This window comes from Oceanisphaera profunda, from assembly GCF_002157895.1.
Classification (GTDB): domain Bacteria; phylum Pseudomonadota; class Gammaproteobacteria; order Enterobacterales; family Aeromonadaceae; genus Oceanimonas; species Oceanimonas profunda.
The window spans coordinates 3,339,568-3,366,494 of record NZ_CP021377.1; the positions used below are offsets into that span (position 1 = coordinate 3,339,568).

General features: G+C 50.2%; 25 protein-coding genes. 18 read left to right on the forward strand and 7 right to left on the reverse strand.

The window, feature by feature from the left end:
• Window positions 1-302: 302 nt before the first annotated feature.
• The 3 genes from CBP31_RS14780 (at window position 303) to CBP31_RS14790 (ending at window position 2,632) form a co-directional block, all read left to right on the forward strand.
• Window positions 303-1,163 carry a PA4780 family RIO1-like protein kinase gene (locus CBP31_RS14780; protein WP_087038418.1) on the forward strand — a complete coding sequence of 287 codons (861 nt, stop codon included), beginning with the start codon at window positions 303-305 and terminating at the stop codon, window positions 1,161-1,163.
• 160 nt (window positions 1,164-1,323) lie between these two features.
• Window positions 1,324-1,686, forward strand: coding sequence for a hypothetical protein (locus CBP31_RS14785; RefSeq protein ID WP_151898819.1), 363 nt, complete (start codon window positions 1,324-1,326; stop codon window positions 1,684-1,686).
• Between the two features lie 148 nt (window positions 1,687-1,834).
• Window positions 1,835-2,632, forward strand: coding sequence for a PhzF family phenazine biosynthesis protein (locus CBP31_RS14790; protein WP_087038420.1), 798 nt, complete (start codon window positions 1,835-1,837; stop codon window positions 2,630-2,632).
• 66 nt (window positions 2,633-2,698) lie between these two features.
• Here the strand turns inward: CBP31_RS14790 and CBP31_RS14795 are convergent, their stop codons facing one another.
• Both CBP31_RS14795 and CBP31_RS14800 read right to left on the reverse strand, forming a co-directional pair.
• Window positions 2,699-3,136 (reverse strand): YcgN family cysteine cluster protein, encoded by a 438-nt coding sequence (locus CBP31_RS14795; protein ID WP_087038421.1) that lies wholly within the window; start codon window positions 3,134-3,136, stop codon window positions 2,699-2,701.
• Between the two features lie 147 nt (window positions 3,137-3,283).
• A complete protein-coding gene (locus tag CBP31_RS14800; protein WP_087038422.1) occupies window positions 3,284-3,766 on the reverse strand; it encodes a phosphate-starvation-inducible protein PsiE in 483 nt (160 codons plus the stop codon).
• A gap of 217 nt (window positions 3,767-3,983) precedes the next feature.
• On the opposite strand from CBP31_RS14800, the gene CBP31_RS14805 reads away from it, so the two are divergent.
• The 4 genes from CBP31_RS14805 to CBP31_RS14820 all read left to right on the forward strand — a co-directional run bounded on the left by CBP31_RS14805 (window position 3,984) and on the right by CBP31_RS14820 (window position 7,903).
• Window positions 3,984-4,472, forward strand: coding sequence for a hypothetical protein (locus tag CBP31_RS14805; RefSeq protein ID WP_087038423.1), 489 nt, complete (start codon window positions 3,984-3,986; stop codon window positions 4,470-4,472).
• Window positions 4,473-4,572: 100 nt separating this feature from the next.
• Window positions 4,573-5,157 (forward strand): nucleoside deaminase, encoded by a 585-nt coding sequence (locus tag CBP31_RS14810; RefSeq protein ID WP_087038424.1) that lies wholly within the window; start codon window positions 4,573-4,575, stop codon window positions 5,155-5,157.
• 138 nt (window positions 5,158-5,295) lie between these two features.
• The gene (locus CBP31_RS14815) at window positions 5,296-5,694 is read left to right on the forward strand and encodes a heme-binding protein (RefSeq protein ID WP_227875055.1); all 399 of its coding nucleotides are present in this window, start codon (window positions 5,296-5,298) and stop codon (window positions 5,692-5,694) included.
• A 145-nt stretch (window positions 5,695-5,839) separates the two neighbouring features.
• On the forward strand, window positions 5,840-7,903 hold the full coding sequence (locus CBP31_RS14820) for a VWA domain-containing protein (RefSeq protein WP_087038819.1): 2,064 nt from the start codon (window positions 5,840-5,842) through the stop codon (window positions 7,901-7,903).
• Window positions 7,904-8,028: 125 nt separating this feature from the next.
• On the opposite strand, the gene ggt is transcribed toward CBP31_RS14820, so the two are convergent.
• Window positions 8,029-9,768, reverse strand: a complete 1,740-nt coding sequence (gene ggt / locus CBP31_RS14825) for a gamma-glutamyltransferase (RefSeq protein ID WP_087038425.1) — start codon at window positions 9,766-9,768, stop codon at window positions 8,029-8,031.
• A 317-nt stretch (window positions 9,769-10,085) separates the two neighbouring features.
• Here ggt and CBP31_RS14830 point away from each other — a divergent pair, with 317 nt between their 5' ends.
• The 5 genes from CBP31_RS14830 (at window position 10,086) to CBP31_RS14850 (ending at window position 13,644) form a co-directional block, all read left to right on the forward strand.
• Window positions 10,086-10,457: a VOC family protein gene (locus tag CBP31_RS14830; protein ID WP_087038426.1), complete on the forward strand. Its 372-nt coding sequence runs from the start codon at window positions 10,086-10,088 to the stop codon at window positions 10,455-10,457.
• 304 nt (window positions 10,458-10,761) lie between these two features.
• Window positions 10,762-11,103, forward strand: coding sequence for a hypothetical protein (locus CBP31_RS14835; protein ID WP_227875056.1), 342 nt, complete (start codon window positions 10,762-10,764; stop codon window positions 11,101-11,103).
• A gap of 25 nt (window positions 11,104-11,128) precedes the next feature.
• Entirely contained in the window at window positions 11,129-11,458 is a 330-nt protein-coding gene (locus tag CBP31_RS14840; RefSeq protein ID WP_087038427.1) for a cupin domain-containing protein, read from the forward strand.
• Window positions 11,459-11,559: 101 nt separating this feature from the next.
• Window positions 11,560-12,543, forward strand: a complete 984-nt coding sequence (locus CBP31_RS14845) for a ribonuclease Z (RefSeq protein ID WP_087038428.1) — start codon at window positions 11,560-11,562, stop codon at window positions 12,541-12,543.
• Window positions 12,544-12,588: 45 nt separating this feature from the next.
• A complete protein-coding gene (locus CBP31_RS14850; protein WP_087038429.1) occupies window positions 12,589-13,644 on the forward strand; it encodes an NAD(P)H-dependent flavin oxidoreductase in 1,056 nt (351 codons plus the stop codon).
• A gap of 493 nt (window positions 13,645-14,137) precedes the next feature.
• On the opposite strand, the gene arcC is transcribed toward CBP31_RS14850, so the two are convergent.
• Entirely contained in the window at window positions 14,138-15,055 is a 918-nt protein-coding gene (gene arcC / locus CBP31_RS14855) for a carbamate kinase (RefSeq protein WP_087038823.1), read from the reverse strand.
• A gap of 714 nt (window positions 15,056-15,769) precedes the next feature.
• Between arcC and CBP31_RS14860 the strand changes: the two genes are divergently transcribed.
• A complete protein-coding gene (locus CBP31_RS14860) occupies window positions 15,770-17,704 on the forward strand; it encodes a methyl-accepting chemotaxis protein (protein WP_087038430.1) in 1,935 nt (644 codons plus the stop codon).
• Between the two features lie 270 nt (window positions 17,705-17,974).
• Complete coding sequence (locus tag CBP31_RS14865) at window positions 17,975-18,736, forward strand: methyltransferase domain-containing protein (RefSeq protein WP_161492539.1); 762 nt, start codon at window positions 17,975-17,977, stop codon at window positions 18,734-18,736.
• Here the strand turns inward: CBP31_RS14865 and CBP31_RS14870 are convergent.
• Window positions 18,729-19,655 carry an EamA family transporter gene (locus CBP31_RS14870; RefSeq protein ID WP_087038432.1) on the reverse strand — a complete coding sequence of 309 codons (927 nt, stop codon included), beginning with the start codon at window positions 19,653-19,655 and terminating at the stop codon, window positions 18,729-18,731. The genes CBP31_RS14865 and CBP31_RS14870 overlap by 8 nt on opposite strands.
• Window positions 19,656-19,934: 279 nt before the next feature.
• On the reverse strand, window positions 19,935-20,636 hold the full coding sequence (locus CBP31_RS14875; protein WP_087038433.1) for a Dph6-related ATP pyrophosphatase: 702 nt from the start codon (window positions 20,634-20,636) through the stop codon (window positions 19,935-19,937).
• Between the two features lie 299 nt (window positions 20,637-20,935).
• Here CBP31_RS14875 and CBP31_RS14880 point away from each other — a divergent pair, with 299 nt between their 5' ends.
• The 4 genes from CBP31_RS14880 to CBP31_RS14895 all read left to right on the forward strand — a co-directional run bounded on the left by CBP31_RS14880 (window position 20,936) and on the right by CBP31_RS14895 (window position 26,025).
• Entirely contained in the window at window positions 20,936-22,549 is a 1,614-nt protein-coding gene (locus tag CBP31_RS14880; RefSeq protein ID WP_087038434.1) for a cbb3-type cytochrome c oxidase subunit I, read from the forward strand.
• Window positions 22,549-23,178: a cbb3-type cytochrome c oxidase subunit II gene (locus CBP31_RS14885; RefSeq protein ID WP_087038435.1), complete on the forward strand. Its 630-nt coding sequence runs from the start codon at window positions 22,549-22,551 to the stop codon at window positions 23,176-23,178. Before CBP31_RS14880 ends, CBP31_RS14885 begins: the two co-directional genes overlap by 1 nt.
• An 89-nt stretch (window positions 23,179-23,267) precedes the next feature.
• A complete protein-coding gene (locus tag CBP31_RS14890) occupies window positions 23,268-23,774 on the forward strand; it encodes a c-type cytochrome (RefSeq protein WP_227875057.1) in 507 nt (168 codons plus the stop codon).
• The gene (locus tag CBP31_RS14895; RefSeq protein WP_227875058.1) at window positions 23,761-26,025 is read left to right on the forward strand and encodes a heavy metal translocating P-type ATPase; all 2,265 of its coding nucleotides are present in this window, start codon (window positions 23,761-23,763) and stop codon (window positions 26,023-26,025) included. Before CBP31_RS14890 ends, CBP31_RS14895 begins: the two co-directional genes overlap by 14 nt.
• A 339-nt stretch (window positions 26,026-26,364) precedes the next feature.
• On the opposite strand, the gene CBP31_RS14900 is transcribed toward CBP31_RS14895, so the two are convergent.
• On the reverse strand, window positions 26,365-26,910 hold the full coding sequence (locus tag CBP31_RS14900; protein WP_087038437.1) for a porin family protein: 546 nt from the start codon (window positions 26,908-26,910) through the stop codon (window positions 26,365-26,367).
• Between the last annotated feature and the right edge of the window lie 17 nt (window positions 26,911-26,927).

The following is a 26,927-nucleotide window of genomic DNA, read 5'->3' on the forward strand; positions in this document are numbered from 1 at the left end:
GGCGCATAGTAAACTAATCGGCCTGCTTTGCAAGATACACAGGGGCTGGCGCAAGTTTTGAGATGAGTAAACAGAGACAGGTAGACCAAAGGTCTCGCCGGCTCATTTATGGGTAGGAGTCTTATCGGTGGCATAAAGGTCAACAGCCCCTAGGACGAATGGCGGGCTTAAAGGCTCGCCGTTGAGTCATCACTGCTCTTAACCGCCAAAAATGATATCCTGTTTCACACAAATACCAGATACAGACAGAGCGACCTCGTAAAAACTATGATTGATAACCAACACGACTCAGCAGGTGGCCTGTGAAGACACCAAAACGCCTACAACCTCTCGTTGAAGAGGGGTTGATCGATGAAGTAATTAGCCGCCTCATGAGTGGCAAAGAAGCTGATGTGTTCGTGGTCCGCTGTGGTGAGCATATTCGTTGTGCGAAAGTCTATAAAGATGCGATAAAACGCAGCTTTAAAAAAGCGGCACAATACCAAGAAGGGCGCCAAGTACGCAGCGGCCGTGAAGCTCGCGCTTTAGCCAAGCGTTCAAAATTTGGCCGTGAGCAAGAAGAAAAGATTTGGCAAAATGCCGAAGTGGATGCGCTATCTCGGTTAGCCCGCGCCGGGGTGCGCGTGCCTGAAACCTTTGGCTGCATCGATGGCGTCTTGTTGATGGAGCTAGTCACCGATGACTTCGGCGATGTGGCGCCACGGCTTAATGACGTGAGCATGTCACAAGAGCAAGCCATTGAAGATCACGGCGTTATGATGCACTACATCAAGCTCATGCTGTGTGAAGGCATTATTCACGGTGACTTATCCGAATTTAATGTGCTGGTGGATGCCTATGGCCCGGTCGTCATTGACCTACCACAGGCGGTGAATGCTGCCGCCAATAACAGTGCCAAAGCCATGTTTTTGCGGGATGTGAATAACATGCGCCGCTATTACGGAGACTTTGTGCCGGCGTTAATGCATACCCAATATGGCAAAGAGATGTGGGCGCTGTATGAAGAGGGCAATTTAACCCCTAGCTCAGCCCTGACAGGCGAATTTGAAGACTCGGGTATTAATGCTGACGTAGGCTCAGTGCTGGACGAGATAAATGCGGCCATGGAAGAAGAGTTTGAACGCCGCGATCGGGTACGAGACGCAGAACAAGGCGGCGAGTGAGTTCAGGCTAAAATGCTTAAGTTAAGATGCTTAAGTTAAGCTACGTCTGGCTGGGTCTTAATCGCACCCAGCCAGTAGCCATAACGTTAAATCATGTTACTGATGAGTCACCATGTTTAAAAAGTTCACGTTTAATGAATTCAGGTTTCAAAGTCTCAGGTTGAAAACGTTCACCTTTAAAAGTGCCTTGCTTAGTGCCATGGCCATCTTCACGTTAGCGGCCTGTAAAGAGCCGGCCGCAGCCAAAGAGCAGGCTATAAGCATCGACCAAGAGCAGCTTTGTGAAGTGCAGAACTGGCAGAAAGATGCCACGGCTTTAGCCTGTAAAGTGGGCCAAAAGGTCCTGTTTCTGCCCACTACCTTTGGTAATGAACAACTGCCGGTCTTGTTTGCAGCGGTCAATTGCGACCATCGCTTTAGTATTGCCCTGACTAAGGGCGGCGTTGCTTGTATTTATACCCCACTCAAGATGACGGCAGCAGAAGCGCGAGACGCCATCGGTAAAGATGAAATTATTAAATAAGTGCTTGTCCGAAACATATTTTATTTAACGCGCCTTATTTTTAATAAGGCGCGTTTTTAGTATCTGAGTACGAGCGGGCCGAAAGTGAAACGTAAGAGGTCAACAGACTCTAATCATGACCAAACAAGATAATAATGAGATCTATTAAATGGAACTTGGAATAAACGTGGTTGATGCGTTCACCGATAGGGTTTTTAAAGGTAACCCTGCCGCGGTGATCATCACAGATAGCTGGTTAGCTGACGAGTTAATGCAATTGATTGCCATGGAAAATAATTTGTCTGAGACGGCTTTTTTGGTGGCCGATCAGCATGGCAATTATGTAATTCGTTGGTTTTCTCCGCTCGCCGAAATCGCCTTTTGTGGCCATGCTACCTTGGCCGCCGCTTTTGTGTTGTTTGGTCATCACCCTGCACTCAAGGTACTTCATCTTATCGCCAAGGCAGTGGGTCCCTTTACGGTGGTAAAGACTGATGCGGGTAAATTGCAAATGGACTTTCCTAATACCCAGCCAGAGCCGGTCAGTGAGATACCCGCGGCCTTGCTCGCCGGGCTTTCGGTGGCGCCAGTGGAGGTGTATCGCAACGCCCAAGCCTATGTGGTGGTGTATCAGTCGGAGTCTGAGGTGCGCTCTGTATTACGTGACAACGCAGCACTAAAGCGGCTCGCGCCACGGGATGTAGTAGTGACTTGCCGCGCTGAGTCCTCAACCTATGACTTTATCTCCCGCTATTTTTGGCCTGCTAACGGCGGTGATGAAGACCCAGTTACCGGCTCTATTCACACCGGGCTCGCACCATTGTGGGCCGAGCGATTAGGTAAGCACAAGTTAGTGGCTTATCAAGCTTCGCGACGAGGTGGTGTGGTGTATTGTGAGGTACAAGGTGACCGAGTATTAGTCTCGGGCCATGCCAAGGCATATATGAAAGGTGTGATTACGCTTTAGCTGGCCCACATATCTTGCCCCAGCCCTGATTAAAGCGAGCGTTTATTTCGTGGGGTGAAGGCTGAATTACAGGTTTTTCGTTTTAATAATATAGTGATTACGTTGGTGTCTGGGCACCTGTGAACTGGGCCGCGCCGTGGGGCTAACGGTAATACCAAGTTGCTGCATGTGTTGGCGCGAGCCTGCCAATAACGGATGCCAGCTCGCTAATGGCTCGCCTTTGTGTAGGCGGCGATAGGCGCAGGAGTCGGGTAGCCAACTATATTCAGCAACATTTTCTGCGGTTAACGGATGGCAGTGAGGCACTTTGCTAAGGCGATGTTCATAATCACTGCAACGGCTGCTACTGACATCCAGCAATTCACAGCTGATATTAAAGACGGTTACCTTATGCTCACTCACGTGGCGCACTAAGCAGCATTGTCCGCAGCCATCGCACAAGGCTTCCCATTCTTTAGTGTTTAATTCAGCGAGCTGGTAGCGCTCCCAAAATTTTTCCCGCACGTGGTTTACTCTTCAGTCGTTTAGTGGTGCATCCATTAAACGCCACTTGGCAAAGTTAAGCCAATTTTCGGGAGTTATTGCCATTTTTGCTGCCATTTGGCGATGTTCTCTCCAAAAGCTGTGCAAACCCTTACTCATTCAACAACATTAACGCTCAGTGCCTTCATGGCTTTCAGCACTGACCTGCTGAGGGCTGGCGGGCTTAACCCCAGGAAAGCGCGCTGATGCATAACGCACCACGAGCACGGCGATGGCTAACAAGAGGATGGCGCCAGAGATATACACCACGCCCATATCGGGGGCATCGTGGTGCGAAATATCTGAAATCATCATTCTTGTTAAGGCGGTAATGGCCACGTAAATCAAAAAACGCACCGGCATGTGGTTGGTTTTAAAGTAAATACCCACCATGGCGCCTAACTCAAGATAGATAAACAGTAATAAAATATCATCGATGGAGGCGGACCCTTTCGCCAGCATATCGAGAGCGGCCAGCGTACCGGCCCATGCGGTCATGCCGCCGATGGCAAATAGCGCCAGATAGTGAAAAATTTCCACCAAGAGGTTGCCTGTGGACTCTGCATGCTGGTGTATATGGCTGCGCCATCTATTTGCTTGGTTTTGTTTCATGGTCAAAAGTCCTAAAGGTATGCGCTACGTCTGTTAGCGATGCTTACTGGCCATTATTGGGTTGCCCACTACGAGATTTGCGAGAGTGACATTGCTTTCTATTTAAGCGCTAATGTTATCACTCTTACCGCATTTAATTGCGTTGGAGCTAAAACAGATTGAAGATAAGTCACCGTCATCATTAAGTATTTACCGGTTCAGAGAAAGGAACAAGTCAATGAACAGCAGCAAACGAGTAACAATTGTCGGAGTATTGCTGGCGCTAACGCTCACTGCCTGTGGCCACCCACCTACGGCAGAAGAGCAACTGGCGGTGTCCCTTGCGGAGTTTACCGAGCAAGCAGATCTTGAATATCAGCATACTTTTGTAGATTTAAATCATGATGGGGTAGAGGATGCGCTGGTGTTATTAGCGGGCACTGACTGGTGTGGCTCCGGGGGCTGTACGCTGTTGGTGTTAAAGGGCCAAATGTTAGGGCAAGCCGCCGAGCGGCCAAGTTTTGAAGTTATCTCGAGAAGTACGGTGACGCGTACCCCCATTCGTGTTGGAAAATCCGAAAGTGAAGGCTGGCGGCACTTAATCGTGCACAGTGACGGCAGCGAAAAATTACTGCCGTTTGATGGCAATCGTTACCCGCCCAATCCGTCGATGCAGTCTAGTGCCACTGCCGAACAACTGGATGGCGCTAATATTCTATTGCCGTAAACAGGGAGTGCCGTAAATATGCGTTGCCGTAAATGTGTACTATTAGATGGTAGCCGGTGAGCAGTCAGCTAGATGTGCTTTTTACAAGGATGAATAATAAATGAACACCACCGCTTTGCTTAATAAAGACGCCGCGAGTACAGATGCCATATTAAGGGCCATCGCGCACATGCCCACCGCCAGTCTTGAAGTCTTAATGGATAACGAATTTGCGCGCAGCTTAACTGATGCAGACTTTATGCGTATTGCCGTGTTCTTGGCAGAAAAAAGCCTGCTGGAAGGCGGCTGCCCAATAGGTGCGGTGATCGTCAATAATGCGACCCAGCTGATTGTCGGCAAAGGGCACAATACCTTGGTGCAAGACAACCACCCCTATAACCACGGTGAAACGGCCGCGATCAAAGATGCGGGGCGCCTCGATTTTAGCCAGACGACCCTCTACACCAGTCTCAGCCCTTGTGTGGTGTGTGCAACCTTGCTTTATATGCGTGGTTTTAACCGCGTGGTAGTAGGCGACACGACCAATGCCTCGGGTACGGAAACCTTGTTGCAAGAAAAAGGCGTGCAAGTAGAGGTATTAGAAGACGCTGACGGCGTGGCCCAATACGCGCGTTTTCGCCAACAAAAGCCCGAGCAAGACTTAGAAGACTGGCAAGGGCTAAGTGCGGTGTCACACCTTGCTTAGTTTCAAGACACTGATGAGTCATCGGCTACAGTCTTAGCTAAGACTGTGGCTTATTATTGACGATAAAGCTTTTTGCTCATCAGCGCTATTGACGCTAGGAGCGAATGATTTAAGGCCAGCGAAGAAGCTAAGTTTACCGTGCTGCTCAAAGATGGCAGTTTTGAGGTGCGCGAGTATGCACCGCATGTGGTAGCAAAAACATTGCGGCTGTGCGTTATTCGGGTTCATGGTCTGAACAAGCTTATCTTGAGCATAAGCAGGCGTTACAAGCATGGTTGCAAACGCAAGGCTATCAAGCAACAGGTGAGGTCATGGGCCCGTTATAATCCGCCTTTTACGCTGTGGTTCTTGCGCCGCAACGAAGTGTTAATCCCCATTACTCGACTCAGTGAACAAGCTCGCGATTCTGTTTTCATTCAGATGGGCTTTAACCATGATCTGTACGCCAGCCAGTTTGGCATCAAGAGTTGGCTGCTAACCATGGCCTACACTGGTACAGAGCAATGCATTGTCGATGCTATTTTCTATTACCGATAAAGATGATGCGGTAGCAATAACCACACTTTTAACGATGTACGCTGGGCAGAGAAGAACAGCGGTTGGCGAACTGCGACTGGATAAGGAGCTCCGTTATTGGTCATGGGCTGAATATAAAATGGAATTTATTAAAGCGAGGTATGCCATGAAATTCATATGCAGTTGGCTGTTAGCCATGTTAATCGCACTCTCCAGCAGCCTAGCTTGGGCAGACGGCAAGACCATGATAGTGCTGGATGGGTCTGGCTCTATGTGGGGCCAAATTAATGGTCAACCTAAGTTGCAAATTGCCCGTGATGCCTTGGCTACTGTGCTTGGTGAGGTGCCCGCTGAAATGGAATTGGGCTTAATCGCCTACGGCCACCGAGAGAAAGGCAACTGTAAAGATATTGAAGTGGTGATAAAACCCGCCGCGGGAACGGGATCTGCCATTACTCAGGCTGCGGCTGATATGAAGTTTCTGGGTAAAACACCCTTGTCTGCAGCCGTGCTCAAAGCGGCAGAAGAGCTGGCTTACACCGAAGAAAAAGCCACCGTGATCTTGATTACCGATGGCCTAGAAAATTGCCAAGCCGACCCCTGTGCCGTGGGCGCCGAGTTAGCCAAGCAAGGCATTGATTTTACCGCACACGTGGTGGGGTTTGATTTAACTGATGTTCAAGGTAAGCAGGTGGCGTGTTTAGCAGAAAATACCGGTGGTCGATATTTTACTGCCACTAATGCAGATGAGCTTCGCGATGCTCTGTTAAATACCGTTGTGGTCACGCCTGCAAAAACTGCCGAGGTAGCGCCGCTGGTATTACCTGAGGCAAGCTTGGATCCTGATAAGAGCGTGGCCATAGGTGCGGATATCACGGTGAGTTGGACAGGACCCAATGGCGAGCATGATTATATTGACTTAGTACCACTGGATTATAAAAAGACCCACGGTGAACTGGCATATACCTATACCAAAGCAGGCTCGCCGCTTACCGTGCGCGCGGCGGGTAAGCCGGGCGCTTATCAAGTGCGCTATCTTTGGCGGGGCGTTGATAATCAACGCCATGTGTTGGCAACTGAAACCCTTGAGCTTACCGATACGGAGGTGGCCTTAATTGCGCCAGATAACGTGCAAGCCGGTGGCAGTATTCCTATCCAATGGAAGGGGCCAGCCCATAAAGATGATTATCTGGATTTGGTAGCGCAGGGTGTCACGCGCACCAGCGGTGAGCTGGCTTATGTGTATGTTACCGCTGAATCTGAGCCAGAGCTTGAGTTACGTGCGCCCACCAAGCCTGGCATTTATCACATTCGCTATATCCTTAAAGGCTCAGATCAAAAGCGGGTCTTGCACAGTATTCCTATTACCGTGACGCCCGCTCAGGCGAGCGTCTCGGCGCCAGAGCAGGTAACCGCGGGCTCAGTGTTGCCAGTTTTTTGGACCGGACCTGCCAGTAAAGATGACTATGTAGATATAGTTGCAAGCGATCATAAGCGCATAGGCGGTGAGATCACCTATTTTTATACCCGAGACTCAGCGGATGGAGAGTCTTATGAGCTCAAGGTGCCGACTAAAGCCGGTAATTATTTAGTGCGCTATATCTTACGCGGTGCAGGGGCCGCTAGCATCTTGGCCACGCAACCCTTTAGTGTGACTGCCGCTGAGGCCAAGGTATCGGTGCCCTCAAGCGTGGCCGCAGGCTCAGTCATAGTCGTGGATTGGGCAGGGCCCGCCGGTAAAGATGACTATGTAGACATAGTACCGAGCGATCATAAGCGCATAGGCGGGGAGCTGACGTATTTTTATACGCGGGATGCAGTAGATGATGAGCCGAGTGAGCTTAAAGCCCCAGCTAAAGCGGGAGAGTATCAAGTGCGCTATATTTTGCGAGGCTCCGGCAGCGGCGAGGTACTGGCCAAACAAGCTTTTAGCGTTACTAAGCCAGACGCCAGTGTGGCCGTATCCCGCAGTGTACTTGCGGGTTCTATTCTTGATGTGACATGGACCGGCCCTGCTGGCCATGACGATTATGTAGATATAGTGGCCATTGACCATAAACGCATTGGCGGAGAGTTGGCGTATTTTTATACACGAGATGCGGTGGATGATGAGCCGGGCCAGCTTAAAGCTCCAGCTAAAGCGGGAGAGTATCAAGTGCGCTATATTTTGCGCGGCTCCGGCAGCGGTGTGGTACTGGCCAAGCAAGCGTTTACGGTGGTAGATAACTGATTCGTTTGAGGGGTGCTTTGCGTTGTTGAGGGTAACAAACTTATTTGTTTGAACTTAAGTAGTAAAAGAGGCAGCCATATGGCTGCCTCTTTTACTTATCTACTGACTTAAATCTGCATATAAGCTTACTGCTTCTGGACCAGTGCCGTGCCCACGCCGTGGCGCTTAGACTCACTGACTGCGGTGACAGTACCGTCAGCGTTAAAGACGATGCCATTGGCGGCGCCTATTTGGTCGGTCTCGGCAAATTTATGGCCCTTTGCTGCGAGCGCCTTGGCTTGCTCGCTATTAGGAAAGGCCAACATAGTTTCTACCAAAGTAGTGTCGCCATTGCGCTGGCTTAAGCGCGGTGCGTCTATGGCTTCACTCAGTGACATGCCTAAATCAATGTGATTGACCATGGTTTGCAGCACGGTAGTGATGATGGTGGAGCCACCGGGTGAGCCGATGGTAAAGGCGGGTTTGTTGTCTTTCAGCACTATGGTGGGGCTCATGCTGGAGCGCGGGCGCTTAAAGGCTTCTGCCACGTTGGGATGGGGCGCACTAAAGTCAAAGTCGGTCATCTCGTTATTCAGCAAGAAGCCGCGGCCGGGCACCACTATGCCGCTGCCACCCCAATCTTCGATAGTAAAGGTGTAAGCCACCACATTACCTTCGCGGTCTGAGACGGCTAAGTGCGTGGTATGCAAAGACTCAGGGCTTAAGGTGGCGCTCGCTGGGCGCAGTGGCACAGATGGGTCTTCTTGATAGACAAAAGGATCACCGGGTTCGCTCTTGCTCAATGCTTGACCGCTCATCAACTTGGCGCGGTGCTTGGCATAGTCTTTAGACAGCAACCCCATAGTAGGGACATCCGTATATTCACTGTCGGCGACATACGCATTGCGATCCGCAAAGGCGAGGCGCGAGGCTTGTAGATATAAGTGCTCCACCTCTGCTCGTGGCAGGTTGGCTAAATCAAAGGTCTCCAACATATTAAGCGCTTGGGCGATGGCGATACCGCCACTGGAAGGCGGCGCCATGCCATATACATCATAACCGCGATAAGTGGAATGGATGGGCTGGCGCAGTCGTACCTCGTAATCTTTAAGGTCGTTCAAGCTCATTTGGCCGGAGAGCACTTGCGTACCCTCGGTGATCGGCGGTTGATTAACGGCGGCCACTATCTCTTTAGCAAGCTCACCTTCATAAAATGCCTTAGCGCCGCCCTGGGTCAGCAGTCGATAAGTATTGGCTAAATCTGGGTTACTAAAGTGGCTGCCAACGGCATGGGCTTTACCGTCAGTTAAATACAGCTGTTGGGCGCTCTCAAAGCGAGCAAACTTTTTCTCGTTAATTTTGCTGATGCGGTTAAAGTTTTCGCTGACGGCAAAACCGTCGTCGGCCACCTTAATGGCGGGTGCTAAGAGCTGCTCAAAATTCATGGTGCCATAGCGGGTGAGCGCCTCTTGCCAGCCTAACACTGTGCCGGGCACGCCCACGGAAATGCCATTGGGCACGGCTGCTTCCCATTCCAGCGCCACACCATCGGCTAAAAATACCGAAGGGGTAAAGTAAGCGGGCGCGGTTTCTCGGTGATCTATGCTGATCACCTTGTCGTCTTTAGCGGAATAAATCAGCATAAAGCCGCCCCCGCCAATGCCGCAACTAAAGGGGTCGGTAACGCCCAGTGTGGCGGCGGCTGCCACCGCCGCATCGATGGCGTTGCCACCCTTATCTAAAATCTGCAGTGCGGCTTGGCTGGCTTGTTCCGATACAGTGGCCACGGCACCCCCATGGCCAGTACTCACGGCGGGGGCGGCGTATATCTGAAAGCAACTGAGTAACAACGCCGTTGCGAGGACGGGTCGAAAGTCCTTTTTCATGTTTAACTCTCCTTGGATCATAGTGGTAATAGATAAAAACTAAACACCCAGTTAGGGTTTGTTGATATCGCCAGCCCAGCTCATATTGCGCCTTGCTGTTTTTAGTCAGCTACCAAGTCAGCCATTGGTAGCGCATCAAGAGTGTAGTTTATATTCAAATGAGTCAAATTGTTAATTTTAAGATAAATAGTTGTTATTTTTAGCCATGTGCCGAGGCAACCATAATGCTAAAAAGCAGGCTCGATCCATGAGCGTGTTAAATGACCCCTGAGGGTGTAAAGTGCTGGGGGAGTGATTATTTTTCAGGAGCCTTAAACATGATCAGTTACGTTACGATAGGTGTCAGTGATTTAGACGCAGCCAAAGCCTTCTATGGTGAGCTACTGGCCGAGCTGGGCGGTAAGGTGTTACTGGACATGGGGCGTATCAGTTTTATTGGTGAAACTATGGCACAACCCATGCTGGCGGTGTGTATTCCATTTAATAAAGCGCCCGCAGAGCCGGGTAACGGCAATATGGTGTCATTTTCACCCGGCAGTAAAGCCGCGGTAGATGCCATGTACCACAAAGCCATCGCCTTGGGCGCAAGTTGTGATGGCACACCCGGTCAGCGCGTTGCTGATAAGTTTTATGGTGCTTATGTGAAAGATGCCGACGGCAACAAATTGTGTTTCAGCCATTTCGGATAATAGTCAGTTGAACAGCGACCTCAGCTAATCTCTGCTCACGGGGTCGCTGTCGCCACTTTTATGTGTTTTCTTTGTTTATAATATTATTTCCTACTGCTGTGCCCTACCTTGGTTTTTGTTAGTGGTGTTAGGGCTGTTGCCTTTCGCGGTTCAGTTTTGTTCGAATTAAACGCATTTAGCCGAACCCATACTGCTGCAAAAACCATCTCAAAAGGTCAACAGATCCTCGCCGTTGTGCGTATGGTTAAGGGGCGTAAGCTTGCATGATAAAACTGATAAACATCCAATGGCAGCGGGAGTGGTGATGCAAATTAAAATAGGGTTGTTAGCAGTCGCGGTACTCGCTTTAGTCGGCTGCTTTGATAATAGCGGCGAGCCGCAAGTAAGCCAAAACGAGGAAGCGGGTTTAGTGAACTCAGCGGTCATTGCCGATTTTCAAGGCTGCTCAAATGACTGGTACCAGCAAGTAGACAGCCAAGTCGTTACGGGTGATGGCCAAGGTCATGGTCCCGACTTAGGCTCCAATGAATGGCGCTCTGTGGTGGAGTTTAAGTTGGGTATTCGCGGCGACAGTGCTTTAGCGGATTTGAACCGTGAAGAGTGGTGTCATTATATCTATGCGCATTATATTCAAGATAGTGACTGACAGAGTCAGACATTGAGGTTCACCGATGCACAATATGTTCGACAACATCCCGGCCGATTTAACTCACGAGCATTTTTTAGACTTGCTCAATACACCAAATGTACGCATTGAGCGGATCCTGTCTAAAGGGCATAGCTCACCTGAGCAGGGTTGGTATGACCAAGAGCAAGATGAGTGGGTGTTGATGCTGCAAGGCGAGGGCAGTTTAGTGTTTGCCGATGGCCAAGCTGTGACGCTTAACGTCGGCGATTTTTTGCATATTCCTGCTCATACCTTGCATAAAGTGAGTCATGCTAAGCCTGATGATCTTACGGTGTGGCTGGCTATTTTCTTTCAACATGCCGATAGTTCTTAGAACACACAGTTATGCTGGCCGCTAAAAGGAACATTACGGCCTAATAGTCACAAAGTATGCAATATACTGAAATCAGTAACACAACATGAAAGGAAGCGTGAATGGAGTTACTGTTTCTGGGTACGTCTGCGGGCACACCCACTAAAAGCCGTAATGTGACAGGGTTGGCGTTAAGAAAGGTCGACGCTAAACCTTGGATATTAGTGGATTGCGGGGAAGCGACGCAGCATCGAATTCTGCGTGCACCTATATCATTACATCGCTTACAGGCAATTTGTATTACCCACTTACATGGCGATCACTGCTATGGCTTGCCGGGGTTGTTGGCCAGTGCCAGCCTAATGGGGCGCACGGCACCGCTCACCATTATTGGGCCTAAAGAGTTACCAGAATGGGTGCGAATTACGCTGCAGCTTACTCAGGTTACCTTAGGTTATGAACTGGATTTTATTGATGTGGCCAGTTTAACGGCTCCTGTGGCGCTGGACGATTTTTTGGTATCAACGATACCGCTGTCGCATCGGGTGGCGTGCTTTGCTTATCAGTTTGTAGAAACTTATGTGTTGCGCAAACTTGATAAGGCTAAGTTATTGGCGGACGGCATTGAATCAGGCGAGGTCTGGGGGCAATTGCTGCGCGGTGAAACCGCCACTTTTCCTGATGGACGCATCATTAATAGCGAGAGTAGTCGTGAAGCATACCTGTTGCCGACTCGCCCGCCCCATACCGTGATCATTGCCGGCGACAATGATAATCCCGCCTTGCTGGCACACAGCGCACAATCGGCGCAGTTGCTGGTTCATGAAGCCACTTATACCCAAGATATTGCCGATAAAGTGGGCGCCGAAGCCCAGCATAGCTCGGCTAAAATGATTGCCGAATTTGCCCAAGCGGTGGCCTTACCTAACTTAATACTTACGCACTTTAGCCCCCGTTATAGAAACGGCGGCAAAGGGCACACCATTCATGAAATCGAGCAAGAAGCGAGGCAGCACTACGGCGGCACCTTGTTTTTGGCTCAAGATCTCGCGCTGTATTACTTGGATAATTCAGGCAAGCTCAGTAAACGCGACGCCCGAGGCTAGTGAACGCGGTGGCTTAATCGTCATAGGTTAATGGTGGATACGGATATGGCAGATTCTTTTTTAGCGCAATTGGGTATTCAATATCCGATTATTCAAGCGCCCATGGCGGGCACGGCGACGGTGGCGTTAGCGGCGGCGGTGTCTAATGCGGGAGGGCTTGGCTCGTTAGGCTTAGGTGCCAGCGATGTTGGGCAGGCGCGACGGCAAATCCGTGAGCTTAAGCAGGCCACGGCTGGGCCTTTTAATGTGAACTTTTTCTGTCATCAAGCGGCTCCCGTCGAACCTGTGCGTAATCAACAATGGCTGAACGTGCTGGCGCCTTACTTTACTGAGTTTGGTGCCCATGTGCCTATTGAAATAGCGCCAGCATACCCGAGCTTTAATGATAATCCCGACCTGCTCGCCATGCTGTTGAGTGAACGGCCTGCGGTAGTGAGCTTTCATTTTGGTTTACCGAATCAAGCCAGTATTGAGGCACTGCAAACGGCGGGCATCAAATTATTAGGCTGTGCCACGAATGTCGATGAAGCAGAGCTCATTATTGAGGCTGGGCTTGATGGCATTATTGCCCAAGGCGTAGAAGCGGGCGGCCACAGAGGGGTCTTTGATCCGGCACAAGATTTAGAGCTGGGCCTGTTTGGTCTATTACAGTTATTAAGGCGCCAATGCTCGCTGCCGATTATTGCCGCCGGCGGCATTATGAATGGGCAGGGCATTAGGCAGGTATTAAGCATGGGCGCCAGTGCCGTGCAATTAGGCACGGCTTTCGTTTTATGCCCAGAGTCGAATGCCAGTGCGGATTATCGTGCCCATTTGGGCAGTGCCAAGGCCTACCATACCGGTATTACGACGATGATTTCTGGACGGCCGGCCCGGGGGCTGGTTAATCGTTGGCATCAAAAGCTTGGCGTGTATGGTGCCAAATTGGCCGCTTATCCGACGGCCTACAGCGCGGCAAAAGCCTTGCATCTGGCGGCCAGCCAACGGGGTTGCCATGACTTTGCTGCCTATTGGGCCGGACAAGGGGCGCCATTAGTCCGCGCCTTACCCGCCGCTGAATTAATGAAGACGCTAATAGCAGAGCTCGCGAGCGACGAATAAGATAAATGCTAATAGGTTGAAAACACACTGAGAAATTGAATATTTAAGCGGGCATGGAGGAGAGGTGTGCAACACTCGGTGCAACAGGCTGCTTTGAATAATTTATACCAATCGAAGTAAAAATATGTTCTATCTCGTCCTTTTGGTAAAGAGGACTTCAGCACGTTTTTTGTTTTTACTTTGTAGCCGTCAACTTGTTCGACGGGCCAGCTTTGCTGGCTATTTTAAAACATAAAACCGTGGCGAAGTCCTCTTCGCTGAAGAGACGGCCACACTACAAAAAACAGTCTTGCGAAGCAGGATGGTATGATCAGTTAGATTTCCTGAATGGTATTAGGTCGTTCTTGCTAGCCAGCAATCAGCAATCAGCAATGAGAAATTGCACTCTTTAGTTGTACTAAAGAGTGCAATAAAAGGAGCAATAAAATCGGCTTGTGAAGCTGAGTGAACGCCACCCTAGCTTAATGCCAGGTGCCCACACTCAGCCAAGGCCTTACTCTGCCTGCTCGCTGACAATATGGGTACCTGCCTGACCGGCCAATAATGCCAAGGCTTCAGACAAACGACCAATGGCACTAAAACCGCCCGACTCAGCAAAACTGCACGCGGCCTTGATTTTTGGCCCCATGGAGCCCGCAGGAAGATTAAGCGCGACGCTTTCAGCCACTGTGAGTGTACTCAGCGGCTTAGCTTCTGGGGTACCAAAGCCATGGTATACGGCTTCAACATCCGTCAGTAGCAAGAGCGCATCGGCACCCAGCTGCTTAGCTAAAAATGCGGTAGAAAGGTCTTTATCGATCACAGCTTCAATGCCTTGCAAGCCGTTATTGGCATCCCGTACCACTGGAATACCACCGCCGCCGTTGCAGATCACCACCACGTTTTTTTCCACCAACAATTGAATTACTCCTAAATCAGGAATATCCAAGGGTTGAGGAGAGGCCACCACACGCCGCCATTTATTGCCATCTTGGGCAATCTGCCAACCGGCTTTAGCTGCGCGCTCTTCGGCTTCTTCTTGGCTGTATACGGGACCAATAAACTTAGTGGGCGTTAAAAACGCGGGGTCTTCGGCATCCACCACCACTTGCGTCAGCAAGGTGGCAATGGGGCGGCTGTTTTGCAGAGCATTTTCTAGCTCTTGTTCCACCAAGTAGCCAATCATGCCTGCCGTTTGCGCACCCAACACATCAAGCGGATAGCTTTCTGCGGCGTTATAGGCTTCTGCTTGCAAGGACAATAAGCCCACTTGTGGGCCATTACCATGAGTAATCACCAGCTGATGGCCGGCTTTAACAATTTGGGCCAAAGCAAGCGCGGCCACTTTTACGTTCTCGCGCTGTACTTGAGCCGTAAGCGGCTCACCGCGCTGTAATAAGGCATTACCGCCTAGTGCTGCTACAACTAACATAATTAAGATCTTAAATTTGGCCACATCAGGAATGCTGATATGGATAGGACTTTTTGCTTGAGAAATCACCGGCCTAAGCCTGCGCTCAAACAGCTCTAATAATAATGCGCTTCACGGATCGAATCAGTGAGGGCTGGCTGTTTTACTATCCAAGTCGGCTCGAGATAACCCAAACGGCTTGGATGCCGCCGCGCATTCTACTCATTTAGCTCAATAAAAGCAGCAAATTCTGCCTTTTGTAACGAAGAGTTAAGCCAAAAAAATCAGGGTACGAGTGCTTGCTAGACAGAGGCGGGAATGGTTGGTCATTTTTTGAATGCAGAGTGCGTATTTTGCGCCAGACTATCGCAACGCTAAGATTTCAATTCCCCTATAATACGCAACAACTATTGCTAATTTTTATTCACCATTACATTACATTAATTTCAAATAGCTCATTATTAAGTGTATTTTTTATCTTCAGTTGAAGGTTATTTTGGTGTGTTCGGTATCTTTTGTAATGACCTTGTGAATGATTGTGAACGGCAATAATAAAGATAACTTTAGGTTCAAGTTTTGGCTGCGGTTGCCGCTATAGTATGGCGTCTTTTTTACCCGTGTCGGCGTATTTTGATGGCAATAGCCCCAGCAAAAGGCCACAGGAAAGAAGATGAGCAAAGGTGTAAACCAGAGGTTCTGGCATTTGCACTCAATACTTTGGCCACTGGAGCAGCCATGCAAAAATTTAAATTACGAACGGTTTTTATCGCCTTTGTCGCCTTGGCATTGGTGCTATTGACGCTCGTATCAACGCTGATTAACGTCAATCAATTTTCAGGTCTTTACTACGGCCAAACAGAACAAGAGTACCTGCCCAATAGCGTGGGGCGCATTGCCGAACAGGTGCGGGCCGAGTTGATGCCGGCGATTATTTTATCGGACGACATGTCCAATAACAGCATGCTGCATGACTGGATGAAGGGTGGCGAAGAGGCGGGCGCTCAACATGGCCAAGTGCTGCGCTATTTTAAGCAACAAAGAGCCAATGCGAACGCTAATACCTTGTTCTGGGTGTCAGGGTTATCGAATACCTATTATACGGATGCCGGTGCCTTCAAGAAAATCTCTACCTCGGATCCTAGAGACAATTGGTATTACAACTTTTTGAACAGTGGCGCCAAGCAAAGTTTGTCAATTGACCCAGATGAGCGTACAGAAAAGCTCACCTTATTTGTGAACACGCAAGTTTCCATAGATGGCAAAGCTGTGGGTGCTGCAGGCTTAGGTTATGACGTATCCTCAGTGGTCGATATTATTTCCGACTACAAACTGGGCGAGCAGGGTTACCTGTTTTTGGTCGACCAAAATGGCATGATTGCCGTGCATCCCGAGATGGCGCTAACTCGGAAGAACATTGCCCAGCTTGAAAGGTATGCTCCTGTGAATGGGTTGCTGGCGGGTCATAGCTCGGGCTTTTCCTTTGAACGCACCGAGTTAGAGGGTCAAGATGTATACATGGCGGCACAAGATATACGGGATACGGGTCTAACCTTAGTTGCGGTTTTGCCTTCGGCTGAAATCAGCGGTGCCATCAATAGTGTGATTTCCTCCTCGGTGTGGGTCAGTATCTTATTGACCGCCGGCTTTATTGGGCTGACGGTGCTGTTTGCCAACTCACTGAGCAAGTCCATTCGCCGAGTGGGTGATGACCTATTAAGCATGTCCGGCAGTGGTGGGGATTTAACCACCCGCTTAGATGATCGCCATGACAATGAACTGGGCCATTTAGCTAAAGGCTTTAACGCCATTATTGGTAAAGTGCGAGAGTTGGTGGCCGAGATCCAAGAAACGGAAACCGCCATGAAAACCGGTATTGAGCAGTTAGCGCAGCTGGCCAACGATACTTTTACCTCTACCGATATGCAGCGTGGGCAAACGGATCAGGTGGCCACCGCCATTACCGAAATGGGCCAAACCATTACTGAGGTCTCTAGTATTGCGCATCGTACCGCGCAAGATACCGAAAGTGCGGTAGCAGACACGCACAGTACCAATGACAACATGGCGCTGACCTCACACACCATGCAAGAGTTGACGTTGGTGATGAGCGACATTGAAAAGACCATCATCGACTTTGCCAACCAAGCGGGCGCCATTAACTCGGTTGTAGAAGTAATTAATGGTATTTCTGAGCAAACTAACTTATTGGCGCTTAACGCGGCCATAGAGGCGGCGCGAGCCGGTGAGCAAGGTCGCGGATTTGCAGTGGTTGCGGATGAAGTCAGAAGCTTGGCGCAACGTACTCAAGCCTCGACGCTGGAAATTCGTGAGCAAATTACCCAGTTACAGCTCACAGCGGAGCAGTCCACCAAGGCCATACAGCAGGGCACGGCCAGTAGTCAACAAGTGGCGCTAAACACTGAGCAGTCGGCGGCGGCTTTGGTCAGTATCAAGCAAAAATTTGAAGCTATCAGCGCCGGTAACCATCAAGTTGCGGCGGCAACCGAAGAGCAGGGTGCAGTGGCTGAGCACATTAATGAATCGGCGCACTTGATTTCAGACAGTGCGGCCAGTATTCACCATAATGCCGAGCAACAACTGGCAGCCATTAAGGTGCTACAGACACGCGCCGAGCAGTTACGCAGTTTGGTAACGCAGTTTAAGGTGTAAGTGTGCGTAAGGTGTGAGGGGTAAAGAGTAAGGTGACAATGACACCAAACACTCAGCACTCAGCACCCAGCACCCAGCACCCAGCTTATGATGGCAGTTAATATTCAAACACCTTCACACCTTGTGTGAAGGTGTTTTTGTTTGAAGCAACCATTTTTAACCGTCGCGATAGATGCTGAAGTTGTATGCCGTGAATCAAAAGTGGTGGATGTGCTAATATAGCGGGCTGTCAGCCAGACTGACGTGGCTAATTGATATAAGGAGATGGGCTTGTTTAGCGAATTTATTCTTAATGATGGTGCTGAATTTAACTCAGATCTCAATGTACCTTTTGTGCCCTCTGATGAGCTTATCGTCGAGAGTATGCTCGACTTAGCGGCAGTCACCAGCCAGGATCTTCTTTACGATTTAGGCTCGGGAGACGGCCGTATTGTGGTGTCCGCCGCCATGGGGCGAGACACGCGCGGCGTGGGTGTCGATATGGATCCGCTGCGCTTAGACGAAGCCCGTGAATTTTCCGCCTCTATGGGCATGGATCACTTGGTCGAGTTTATTGAAGACGACTTTTTTAATGCCGATATCAGTCGGGCCACCGTGGTCACTATGTATTTGCTGCAAAGCATTAACCTTTTGTTGCGACCCAAGCTGTTAACCGAGCTAAAACCTGGCACGCGCATCGTATCGAATTCGTTTGATATGGGTGAATGGGAGCCAGACGACCGTTGCTTTGCGGCGGGCTCACATATTTATAAGTGGGTGATACCGGCTAACGTGGCGGGAGTTTGGCAATGGCATACCCAAGATAATCAACAATATAAAATCGCACTCAGTCAGACGTTTCAGCGCCTTAGCGCTAAGGCGTGGCTGAATGGTGAGCCAGTGGAGGTTATCGCTACGGATTTGTGTGGTAGTCGTTTAATGCTGACCTTAGGTGATGCAGATAACGCCCGCACTTTTTATTGGCGCCTAGTGGGCGAGCAGCTGCAAGCACGAGCGGGCGAAACCGGATATGTGAGTGCCACTCTTATTTAACGGCGGTTTTTGCGCGGCCCAGCGTTACTAATGCCACGCCGCTGCCAATTAATAGTGCGCCCAGCAATAACCCTTGCGGTGGCGCCTCGCCCTGCAATAACACGGCAACAGGTACACCCACTACAGCCCCTACTGCACCCAGCAAGCTCAAGAGCACGGGGCCACCGATTTTTTGTAGCGTAAATAACAACAAAAATTGACCAGAAAACACTAAGGCTTGGGCACCAATTAAGGCTAAGGGCAGGGCTTTTTCTTGCGGTAAGTGCAAGGGTAAGTCGGTAAATAAACCAGTGGCCAATAACATGAAGGCTGCCGCAAGCAACATGCCGGGCGCTAACGCCGCAGCCGCCACCCCTGGCGGCCAGCGTAAAGTACGATAAAGATTACCAATGGCCAGCAACACCGGGCCCAGTAACGCCACTAAAATCCAAAAATTATCTGTATTAGATGCGCTTAGCTTATTAATGGCTAAGACGCCCGCACCCGCTAAGGCGGCCATCACCCCTGTGGCCCGCAAAATATTAAAGCGCTCCATGCCTAATGCCAAGGCGCCCACATAAGTAAGCAAGGGCGGCAGGGCAATAATGAGTGCCACAAAGCCAGCACCCACATGAGGCACGGCAGAAAAGAAAATAAAGTTAGAACCTGCCACTCCCACCAGTGCCGATACGCCATAGTATTCTAAGGTACGGCGGGTAAGCGGGGGCAGGGTATTGCGCAGGGCGGCGATGCCCAACAAAATAATAGCCGCAGCACTAATGGACCAGGTTAAAAACGCCAAGGGTGCCAGTGCTAATTCTCCGGCTAACTTGGCTAAGTTCGTCGACAAGCCCAGTAAAGCACCGCCACATAACAAGCATAATAACGGAATTAACCAAGCTTTATGCCCAGTGTGAGAAGTCGTAATAGCAGAGGGCATGAACTTCCTTATTAAAAATAACCGATAGCAAGTTAAGGTAATAAAAACATTACCTTAACATTAAATCAACCGATGTATTGAGCTCGGGTGTAGTGCATAAGAATTGCGCACGAGAGTTGAGTACGAGAGCTGCGGATGAATGTAGAACTCGCATGATAAACCCAAGAGTGGGCGAGAGTATTCAGCGTGAAACACTAAGCCGCAAAGCTCAGGTGTTGTGAGGCCTGTGCAATACTGAACGCTCGCACAGGCCTACTATAAAAGACGCAATGAGTCGCGTTATTGAGTCGCGCTCACCACCTGCTGCTCGGCTAACAGGTCGGTAAACAGATCGGTAAATACCAAGCCATCACGCGTCACCACGTCACCAATCTGCACCTGAAGCTCATGTTTGAACATGGGGCCATCAAACACAAAGGTATGGTACTCGCCGTTTTCGCCGCAGGGGTCTACGCCATCGGGCAGGGCGGCCAATACTTCAGTGCTGAGTTCTGCGCCGGCAAAGTGCGGCGGTACTTTTTTAGGATCCAAGCAGGTGATTAGGGCGCGTAAGCCGGCATTAAACATATCTTGGGGTAATAAGTGCGTGGCCAGCCCCCACAGTGGGAATATCGCTTCCAGCCCTGCCTCTGTTAACTGCTGCTCTCGAAAGTTACGCACATCTTCCAGCAATATGTCGCCGAAGGCCATGGCGGTAATGCCCCGAGCTTTAGCGTTCTCCACAAAGGTCTGCATCAGTTGGCTATATTGTTCATTGTTACAAGGATTAGGCAGACGAATAATGTCTAGCGGTAAGCCCAGGCTGTGTGCTTGTTGCTGTACTAATTCAACCCGCACCCCGTGCATGCTCACTCGCTCAAACTCGTCGTTAACAGTGGTAAATAATCCCACTACTTCAAACGCAGGGTTTTGTTGTAAACAATACAAGGCCCAGGCGCTGTCTTTGCCACTGCTCCAAGACATTAAAATTTTCTTGCCCATACTTTCCTTCTTTTATTGGTGGTCCGTCCAGTGAGATTCACATTGGCTGGCACTATTTAAAGCGTTGGCTGAGGCGGCTATCGCTTCATTTAACAATCGCCTCTGAGAACAGGTCGTTGTGAGTCTGCACGCTATCTTAGCATTGTCACTTATTTTACTTTGCAGCTGGAGAGAAAATTTAAGCTTGACTAGGCTTTACATGCAGTATCAAAGGCCAAGCAGGGTTTCTTGATTTTCTCAGTAAAGAAACCATACTCAAAAACGTAATATGCATCCCATATAAATCAATAGGATTCATTATGACGCCTACCATAGCAGTCTTGCTTATCATTACATTTTTGCTGTCAACTGTGGGTTTGCTGCTATTGATTTGGTCAATTGCCACCAATCAATTTAGTCAGAGCCAAGCGGCAGCGCGGACCATTTTTACCCCCGGAGAAGAAGGACACAGTGAAGACCCTGCGCTAGAAAGCACACCAGCTTTTTTGGGCGACAATCAAGAACAACATGAAGCAGTAACATCGCGCTGGATAGCCGACCATTCATCCAAAACGGCAGTGCTCACTTGGCTAACTTCCGCTGTGGTATGGCTATTGATAGGCTCCCTTTATGGCCTCTTCTCTTCTATTAAGATGCATTATCCTGAGTTTTTAGCCGATAGCCAATGGTGGACCTTTGGTCGGATCCGACCCATGCACTTAAACGCCGTGACCTATGGTTGGGCGTCGATGGCGGGCATTGGGGTAGTGTTATTTTTAATCCCCAGACTATTTAAAACCTCGTTGCATGGGGCTAAGTATGCGGTGACGGGTGCCGTAATCTGGAACATCGGCATGATTTTGGGGATCGGCGCCATTAATATGGGGCTCTCCGATGGCCAAGAATGGCTAGAGTTTCCTTGGCAAATAGACATCTTGTTCGTGATTGCCGGCGGACTATGTGCCGTCCCTTTATTGGTGACTTGTGCTCGGCGTAAGGTTCAGCATCTGTATGTGACCAGCTGGTATTTTCTCGCCGCTTTGGTGTGGTTTCCGTTCTTATTTTTTGTTGCTAATGCGCCTTACTTGTTCCCAGGTGCGACCGGTGCCACCGTTAACTGGTGGTTTGCTCATAACGTACTGGGTTTATGGGTCACGCCGTTAGGCCTAGGTACTGCCTATTACCTGATCCCAAAAATTATAGGGCGGCCGATTTATTCATATAAGCTATCGCTGATTGGTTTTTGGGCTTTGGCGTTGTTTTATAGCCAAGTGGGTATTCACCACCTCATTGGCGGGCCTATTCCTACTTGGCTGGTGACCTTGTCTATTGTGCACAGTGTCATGATGTCGATTCCGGTGATTACCGTGGCCATTAACCACCACGGCACTATGTGGGGTCATTTCTCTATGTTGAAAGACTCCCCTACCTTACGTTTCGTCTGGATTGGCGCGCTAATGTACACCTTTTCTTCCTTACAAGGCTCTATGGAAGCGTTACGCAGCATCAACGTGATCACTCACTTTACCCATTACACGGTGGCGCATGCGCACTTAGGTATGTATGCCTTTTTAAGCTTTATTTTATTTGGCGCTGTGTATTTCATTATGCCCCGGTTAACCGATTGGGAATGGCCATGGAGACGTATGATCAGCTTGCATTTCTGGCTGGTGGCCATCGGGTTCTTAATCTACTTTGTGGCACTAACCGCGGCCGGTTGGTTGCAAGGGGTGGCGTTATTAGATGCTAAAACGCCGTTCCTGGAAATTGTACAGATGACGATTCCTTACCTACAAGGTCGTTCCGTGGGCGGCGCTATGATGGTGCTGGGTCATGTGGTGTTTGCCGTGCACTTCTTTGCGATGCTGAAACACCGCGGTAGCGTTAAAAATGAGCCGACTCTGTTCCGCGTTAATGCCAAGGAGGTCTCATAATGAAACGTGCTCTCGCAATCATGATAGGGGCGGCCTTTATTTTACTGCTTGCCACCTTAACCTTAGTGGTGCTGCCCTATATCCAAATGTCGACTGAGGCGGTGCCGCCCGATCTTAAACCTTACACAGAGCAAGAGTTGGTGGGCCGTCAGTCTTATATCGCCAATGGTTGTGTATATTGCCATAGTCAACAGCCCCGAGATCCCAGCTTTGCAACCGGTGACCGAGACCGAGGCTGGGGTCGACCAGGAGTGCCTGGGGATTATACGTACGACAGGCCGCACTTGCTGGGTACTATGCGTACCGGTCCGGATTTATTTAACATTGCGGCCCGTCAACCCAGTGAAGACTGGCACCTGATCCATTTGTATAACCCCCAAGCGGTGATGAAGGGCAGTATTATGCCTCCCTATCGCTTCTTGTTCCGCCAGGTAGAGAAAGCGGGACCTGAAGATAAAGTCGTGAATATGCCGCCGCCTTATGGCCCTGAGTCGGGTCAAATAGTGGCCACCGATGAAGCCATGGCACTGATCGCTTACTTGCTGTCGCTAGACCATACCTATCCGGCTCCTACTTTGCCGCAGCCATTAGAGCCCGCTACCGAGCAAACCCAGACCGATAAGGAGTAGATGATGAGTCAAAAAGAACATCGCGCGCAACGGCGTGAAGCTCCCGAGCCAGAAGAAGGCGATCGCGGAGTCCCTAAAATCGTCATCGCTTGGATAGTGGTACTGCTGTGCTGGGGGTGGGTTATTACACTTGGCAAATCGGCAAGCCCATGCTGGGTGGTGACAGTCGCAGTGCCCCCGTACAAGTGGTGGCCAACACCGAAGGCGGAGCAAGTGCGGTTGATGGCGGGGCTATTTACAGTGCTCAGTGCAGTGCTTGTCACCAAGCTAGTGGGTTGGGTATTCCCGGTGCTTTCCCGCCGCTTGCGGCCAGTGAATGGCTGCTGGCGGATCCGGCCATTGCGGTGTCTATCGTACATGATGGTCTACAAGGTGCGATTGAAGTGGCCGGTGTGAGCTATGCAGGTGTAATGCCGCCCTTTGGCGCTACCTTGTCTAGCGCTGACATTGCCGCAGTATTAACCCATGTTAGAAGTGAGTGGGGCAATGCGGCGACCCCAGTAGAGGCTTCGCTAGTGGATGAGCATGTTGAGCGTTTTGGTGAGCGCGGCCCTTGGTCAGAAGAGGAGCTAATAGACGTCTTTGGAAAACCCTAACCTGATGGCTGCCACTGCGCCTTTCTCAGTCGACGCAGAAAGTGAGATCCAGCAAGAGCAGGCTCAACAAAGTATGATCTTGATGGTAGAAGGTATGCGCTGTGCCAGCTGCGCCATCGCGGTGGAAGCCCGATTAAAGAAACAGCTTAATGTCAGCGATGCGGCGGTTAACTTTGCCGCCGACATCGCCATGATCAGCTGGCAGGGTGATAAGCCAGACATTAACCACCTCAAGCGTGCCGTGGCGCGTTTGGGTTATCAATTACATACATCACTCTGCCCGGAGCGTAGTGCCCGTCTTGCTGAGAAGATGCGCAAGCAATTGCAGCTACGTCTTGCGGTGGCCGTGGTGTTTGGTATGTGGAGCATGATGCCGGCCATCTTGCTTTATCTTGCGCCAATGGGAGCTGTAGAGCCCGAATTTATGTGGCCGCTGGCCTTAGCCAGTGGCCTGTTTGCCGTTCCTGTGCTGCTCTATTCGGGCAGCCATTTTTATCGGGTGGGCTGGCGTACGCTAATAGCGGGCTCGCCGGGGCTAGACAGTCTGATCACCTTAGCGGTGTGGGCGGCGGTGCTGATTTCAGTGTGGCAACTTTATCTAGGTTTAGCGCACGTTTATTTTGATGCGGCTGTGATGCTCATTACCTTTCAGTTAGTGGCGCGCTTGCTCGACACCAGCGTGCGCCGCCGCGCCTCAGAAGTAGTTCGACGCTACTTTCAAGATATGCCAGATAAAGTAGCCGTGCAGGACGAAGCGGGTAATATCAGCCAGCAAGCAGCCAGCAGTGTGCGCTTGAGCCAGCGTATTATATTAATGAACGGTCAGCAGCTGGCGCTAGATGGCGTGGTACAAAGCGGCACCGGCCAAGCGGACTTATCTCTGCTCACCGGTGAGCACGAACCGCAAACGCTGATTGTGGGTGATGAGTTGCTAGCGGGCTGTAATCTGATAGAGGGTGAGCTTACCCTAATCGTCACCGCCACCCTTGGCGAGCGACGTATTGACCGCCTCTCGCACTCTATCAACAAGGTATTAAGCCGTAAGACGGCGCTACAACAATTAACGGATCGCATCGCGCGATTATTAATCCCCATTATTTTAGTGGCCGCAGGCCTAGCGGTACTACTGGCTTGGTTTCAAGGAGCCGAATTTACCTCGGCCATTGGCCGCGGGGTGGCGGTGCTCATCGTCAGTTGCCCTTGCGCCTTGAGTTTGGCCATTCCCTTGGTGATCACCATGGGTCATGCACGCATGATCAATACCGGTATTATCTTACGGGATCCGGCGGCATTAGAGACAGCCGCCGACGTGAAAGTAGTGGTGTTTGATAAAACCGGCACCTTAACCACGGACACCCCCAGCATTAAACAGCTATTACCTGCCTCAGGTTGGAGCGAACAAGACTTGCTGCAATTGGGGCTGAATGTTTTGTATGAAGGCGCGCACCCCGTTGCCAAGGGGCTGGTGGCCAGCGTGACTAACACTGCGATGGCCGAGCAAGTCACGCCTAATACGCAGGGTGAGAGGGAAACTATTGTTGGCCAAGGCACCTATTGGCGCGGTGAGCACGGTACCGCTTTGGCGGGGCGCGCGTCTTGGCTGCTAGCACAAGGCATTCCCATGCCTGAGCTAATTGATTCTGGCATGCAGGTGCACTTGGCTTTTCAAGGCCAATATGCGGGCAGTATTAGTTTTCAAGAAACCCTGCGTCTAGAGGCTCTGCCCACCATCACTAGCTTGCAGCAGCAAGGCTATGCCATCTATTTGCTCAGCGGTGACAGCAAACAAGCATGTCATGACTTGGCCTCAAGGCTTGGCATTGCCGCCACACAGGTCTTATCTGAACGTAGCCCTGAACAAAAACATCGCTTTATTGAGGCGCTTGAGCGCAAAGATAAGGTGGCATTTGTAGGGGATGGTCTTAATGATGGGTTGGCATTGGCCGGCGCTGGATTGGGAATTGCTGTGGGGCAGGCTAACTCAGCCACCGGCATGGCGGCCGCCGTGTATTTACCTGACGGCGTGCAACAGGTGCCCACTACGCTAAAACTGGCTAAACGGGCACGAAAATTAATGTATGAGAATTTATTTTGGGCGCTAGCGTACAACAGCTGCGTGATCCCACTGGCGATATTTGGCTGGATCCATCCGGTGATTGCCGCCGTCGCCATGTCGTTAAGCAGCTTATGTGTGCTACTCAACAGCGTGCGCATGCAAGGCAAAGCACCTACGCAGGGCAAAAAAACCTAGAGCTATTTTAGCAACGGAAGAACGCGAAATCCGCGGAAAAATTAACATGGGATAAGTTCGAAAAGTGACAAGAAATTTGGATGGCAAGAGCACGCCCTTTGATGAGCTGGTGTTTAGATCTTACTATAAGAGTCGTTGATCAAGGCTTTAGTTTTTTCAGGCCTGAACACTTTTTTTTCCGTGGGTTTCGTGGATTCCGTTGCAGATCAGTCTTGAGTCTTTAAGACCTCTGCCTTGCGCACGGCGCAAACCAAATACCAGAAAGCAAACAGCCAGCGCTAAGGCTGACTGTTTGCTGTGCTTATTACACTGCTACTGATGCGTTAGGTGGGTAAATGATTAGAAGTTATAACCCATACCTACAGTGTATTCCCAGCTGCCGTTAGAGGAGTTGTCTTGGGCACTATTTTTGCTATCAAACAAGAAACCATATTCAGCACGAGCTTGTACGAAGGTAGAAGGCAGTACGTAGTACTTAGCACCTAATTCCAAACCTGCGACACCCGTGTTTTTGGCGTGGTTATAGTATTTAACACCTAAGTTAGCACCCACGAATGGACGGAACTGGTTCTGACCAAAGTGATAATCGATATAACCTCTGGTGCCACCTGACCAGTTATCATTACCGTTATCTACTGCACCCCAAGCTACGCTTTGACGAACACCGGCGACGGTTTGGTCATTAATATACCAACCCATGTCACCAGACAGACCCATGCCACCGTTATCGAAGTTCTTATCGCTTTCACCAGAACCACTGATGGAGAACTCACGATCGCCTTGTTTAGGGCCAAAACCATCGTAAGTACCTTGTGCCTGTGACAGTGTAGGGATTAATAAAGCGCTGACCGCTGCTGCCAGAGAAAGCTTTTTAAATGTTTTCATGGAAAAAATCCTCATAT

Bases quoted from the DNA above. Each gene is read 5' to 3' on its own strand.
- CBP31_RS14840 (WP_087038427.1), top strand. From the start codon at position 11,129: ATGCACAATATGTTCGACAACATCCCGGCCGATTTAACTCACGAGCAT.
- CBP31_RS14805 (WP_087038423.1), top strand. From the start codon at position 3,984: ATGAACAGCAGCAAACGAGTAACAATTGTCGGAGTATTGCTGGCGCTA.
- CBP31_RS14800 (WP_087038422.1), bottom strand. From the start codon at position 3,766: ATGAAACAAAACCAAGCAAATAGATGGCGCAGCCATATACACCAGCAT.
- CBP31_RS14875 (WP_087038433.1), bottom strand. From the start codon at position 20,636: ATGGGCAAGAAAATTTTAATGTCTTGGAGCAGTGGCAAAGACAGCGCC.
- CBP31_RS14835 (WP_227875056.1), top strand. From the start codon at position 10,762: ATGCAAATTAAAATAGGGTTGTTAGCAGTCGCGGTACTCGCTTTAGTC.
- CBP31_RS14845 (WP_087038428.1), top strand. From the start codon at position 11,560: ATGGAGTTACTGTTTCTGGGTACGTCTGCGGGCACACCCACTAAAAGC.
- CBP31_RS14810 (WP_087038424.1), top strand. From the start codon at position 4,573: ATGAACACCACCGCTTTGCTTAATAAAGACGCCGCGAGTACAGATGCC.
- CBP31_RS14870 (WP_087038432.1), bottom strand. From the start codon at position 19,655: ATGCCCTCTGCTATTACGACTTCTCACACTGGGCATAAAGCTTGGTTA.
- ggt (WP_087038425.1), bottom strand. From the start codon at position 9,768: ATGAAAAAGGACTTTCGACCCGTCCTCGCAACGGCGTTGTTACTCAGT.
- CBP31_RS14830 (WP_087038426.1), top strand. From the start codon at position 10,086: ATGATCAGTTACGTTACGATAGGTGTCAGTGATTTAGACGCAGCCAAA.
- arcC (WP_087038823.1), bottom strand. From the start codon at position 15,055: ATGTTAGTTGTAGCAGCACTAGGCGGTAATGCCTTATTACAGCGCGGT.
- CBP31_RS14820 (WP_087038819.1), top strand. From the start codon at position 5,840: ATGAAATTCATATGCAGTTGGCTGTTAGCCATGTTAATCGCACTCTCC.
- CBP31_RS14880 (WP_087038434.1), top strand. From the start codon at position 20,936: ATGACGCCTACCATAGCAGTCTTGCTTATCATTACATTTTTGCTGTCA.
- CBP31_RS14850 (WP_087038429.1), top strand. From the start codon at position 12,589: ATGGCAGATTCTTTTTTAGCGCAATTGGGTATTCAATATCCGATTATT.
- CBP31_RS14885 (WP_087038435.1), top strand. From the start codon at position 22,549: ATGAAACGTGCTCTCGCAATCATGATAGGGGCGGCCTTTATTTTACTG.
- CBP31_RS14860 (WP_087038430.1), top strand. From the start codon at position 15,770: ATGCAAAAATTTAAATTACGAACGGTTTTTATCGCCTTTGTCGCCTTG.
- CBP31_RS14900 (WP_087038437.1), bottom strand. From the start codon at position 26,910: ATGAAAACATTTAAAAAGCTTTCTCTGGCAGCAGCGGTCAGCGCTTTA.
- CBP31_RS14790 (WP_087038420.1), top strand. From the start codon at position 1,835: ATGGAACTTGGAATAAACGTGGTTGATGCGTTCACCGATAGGGTTTTT.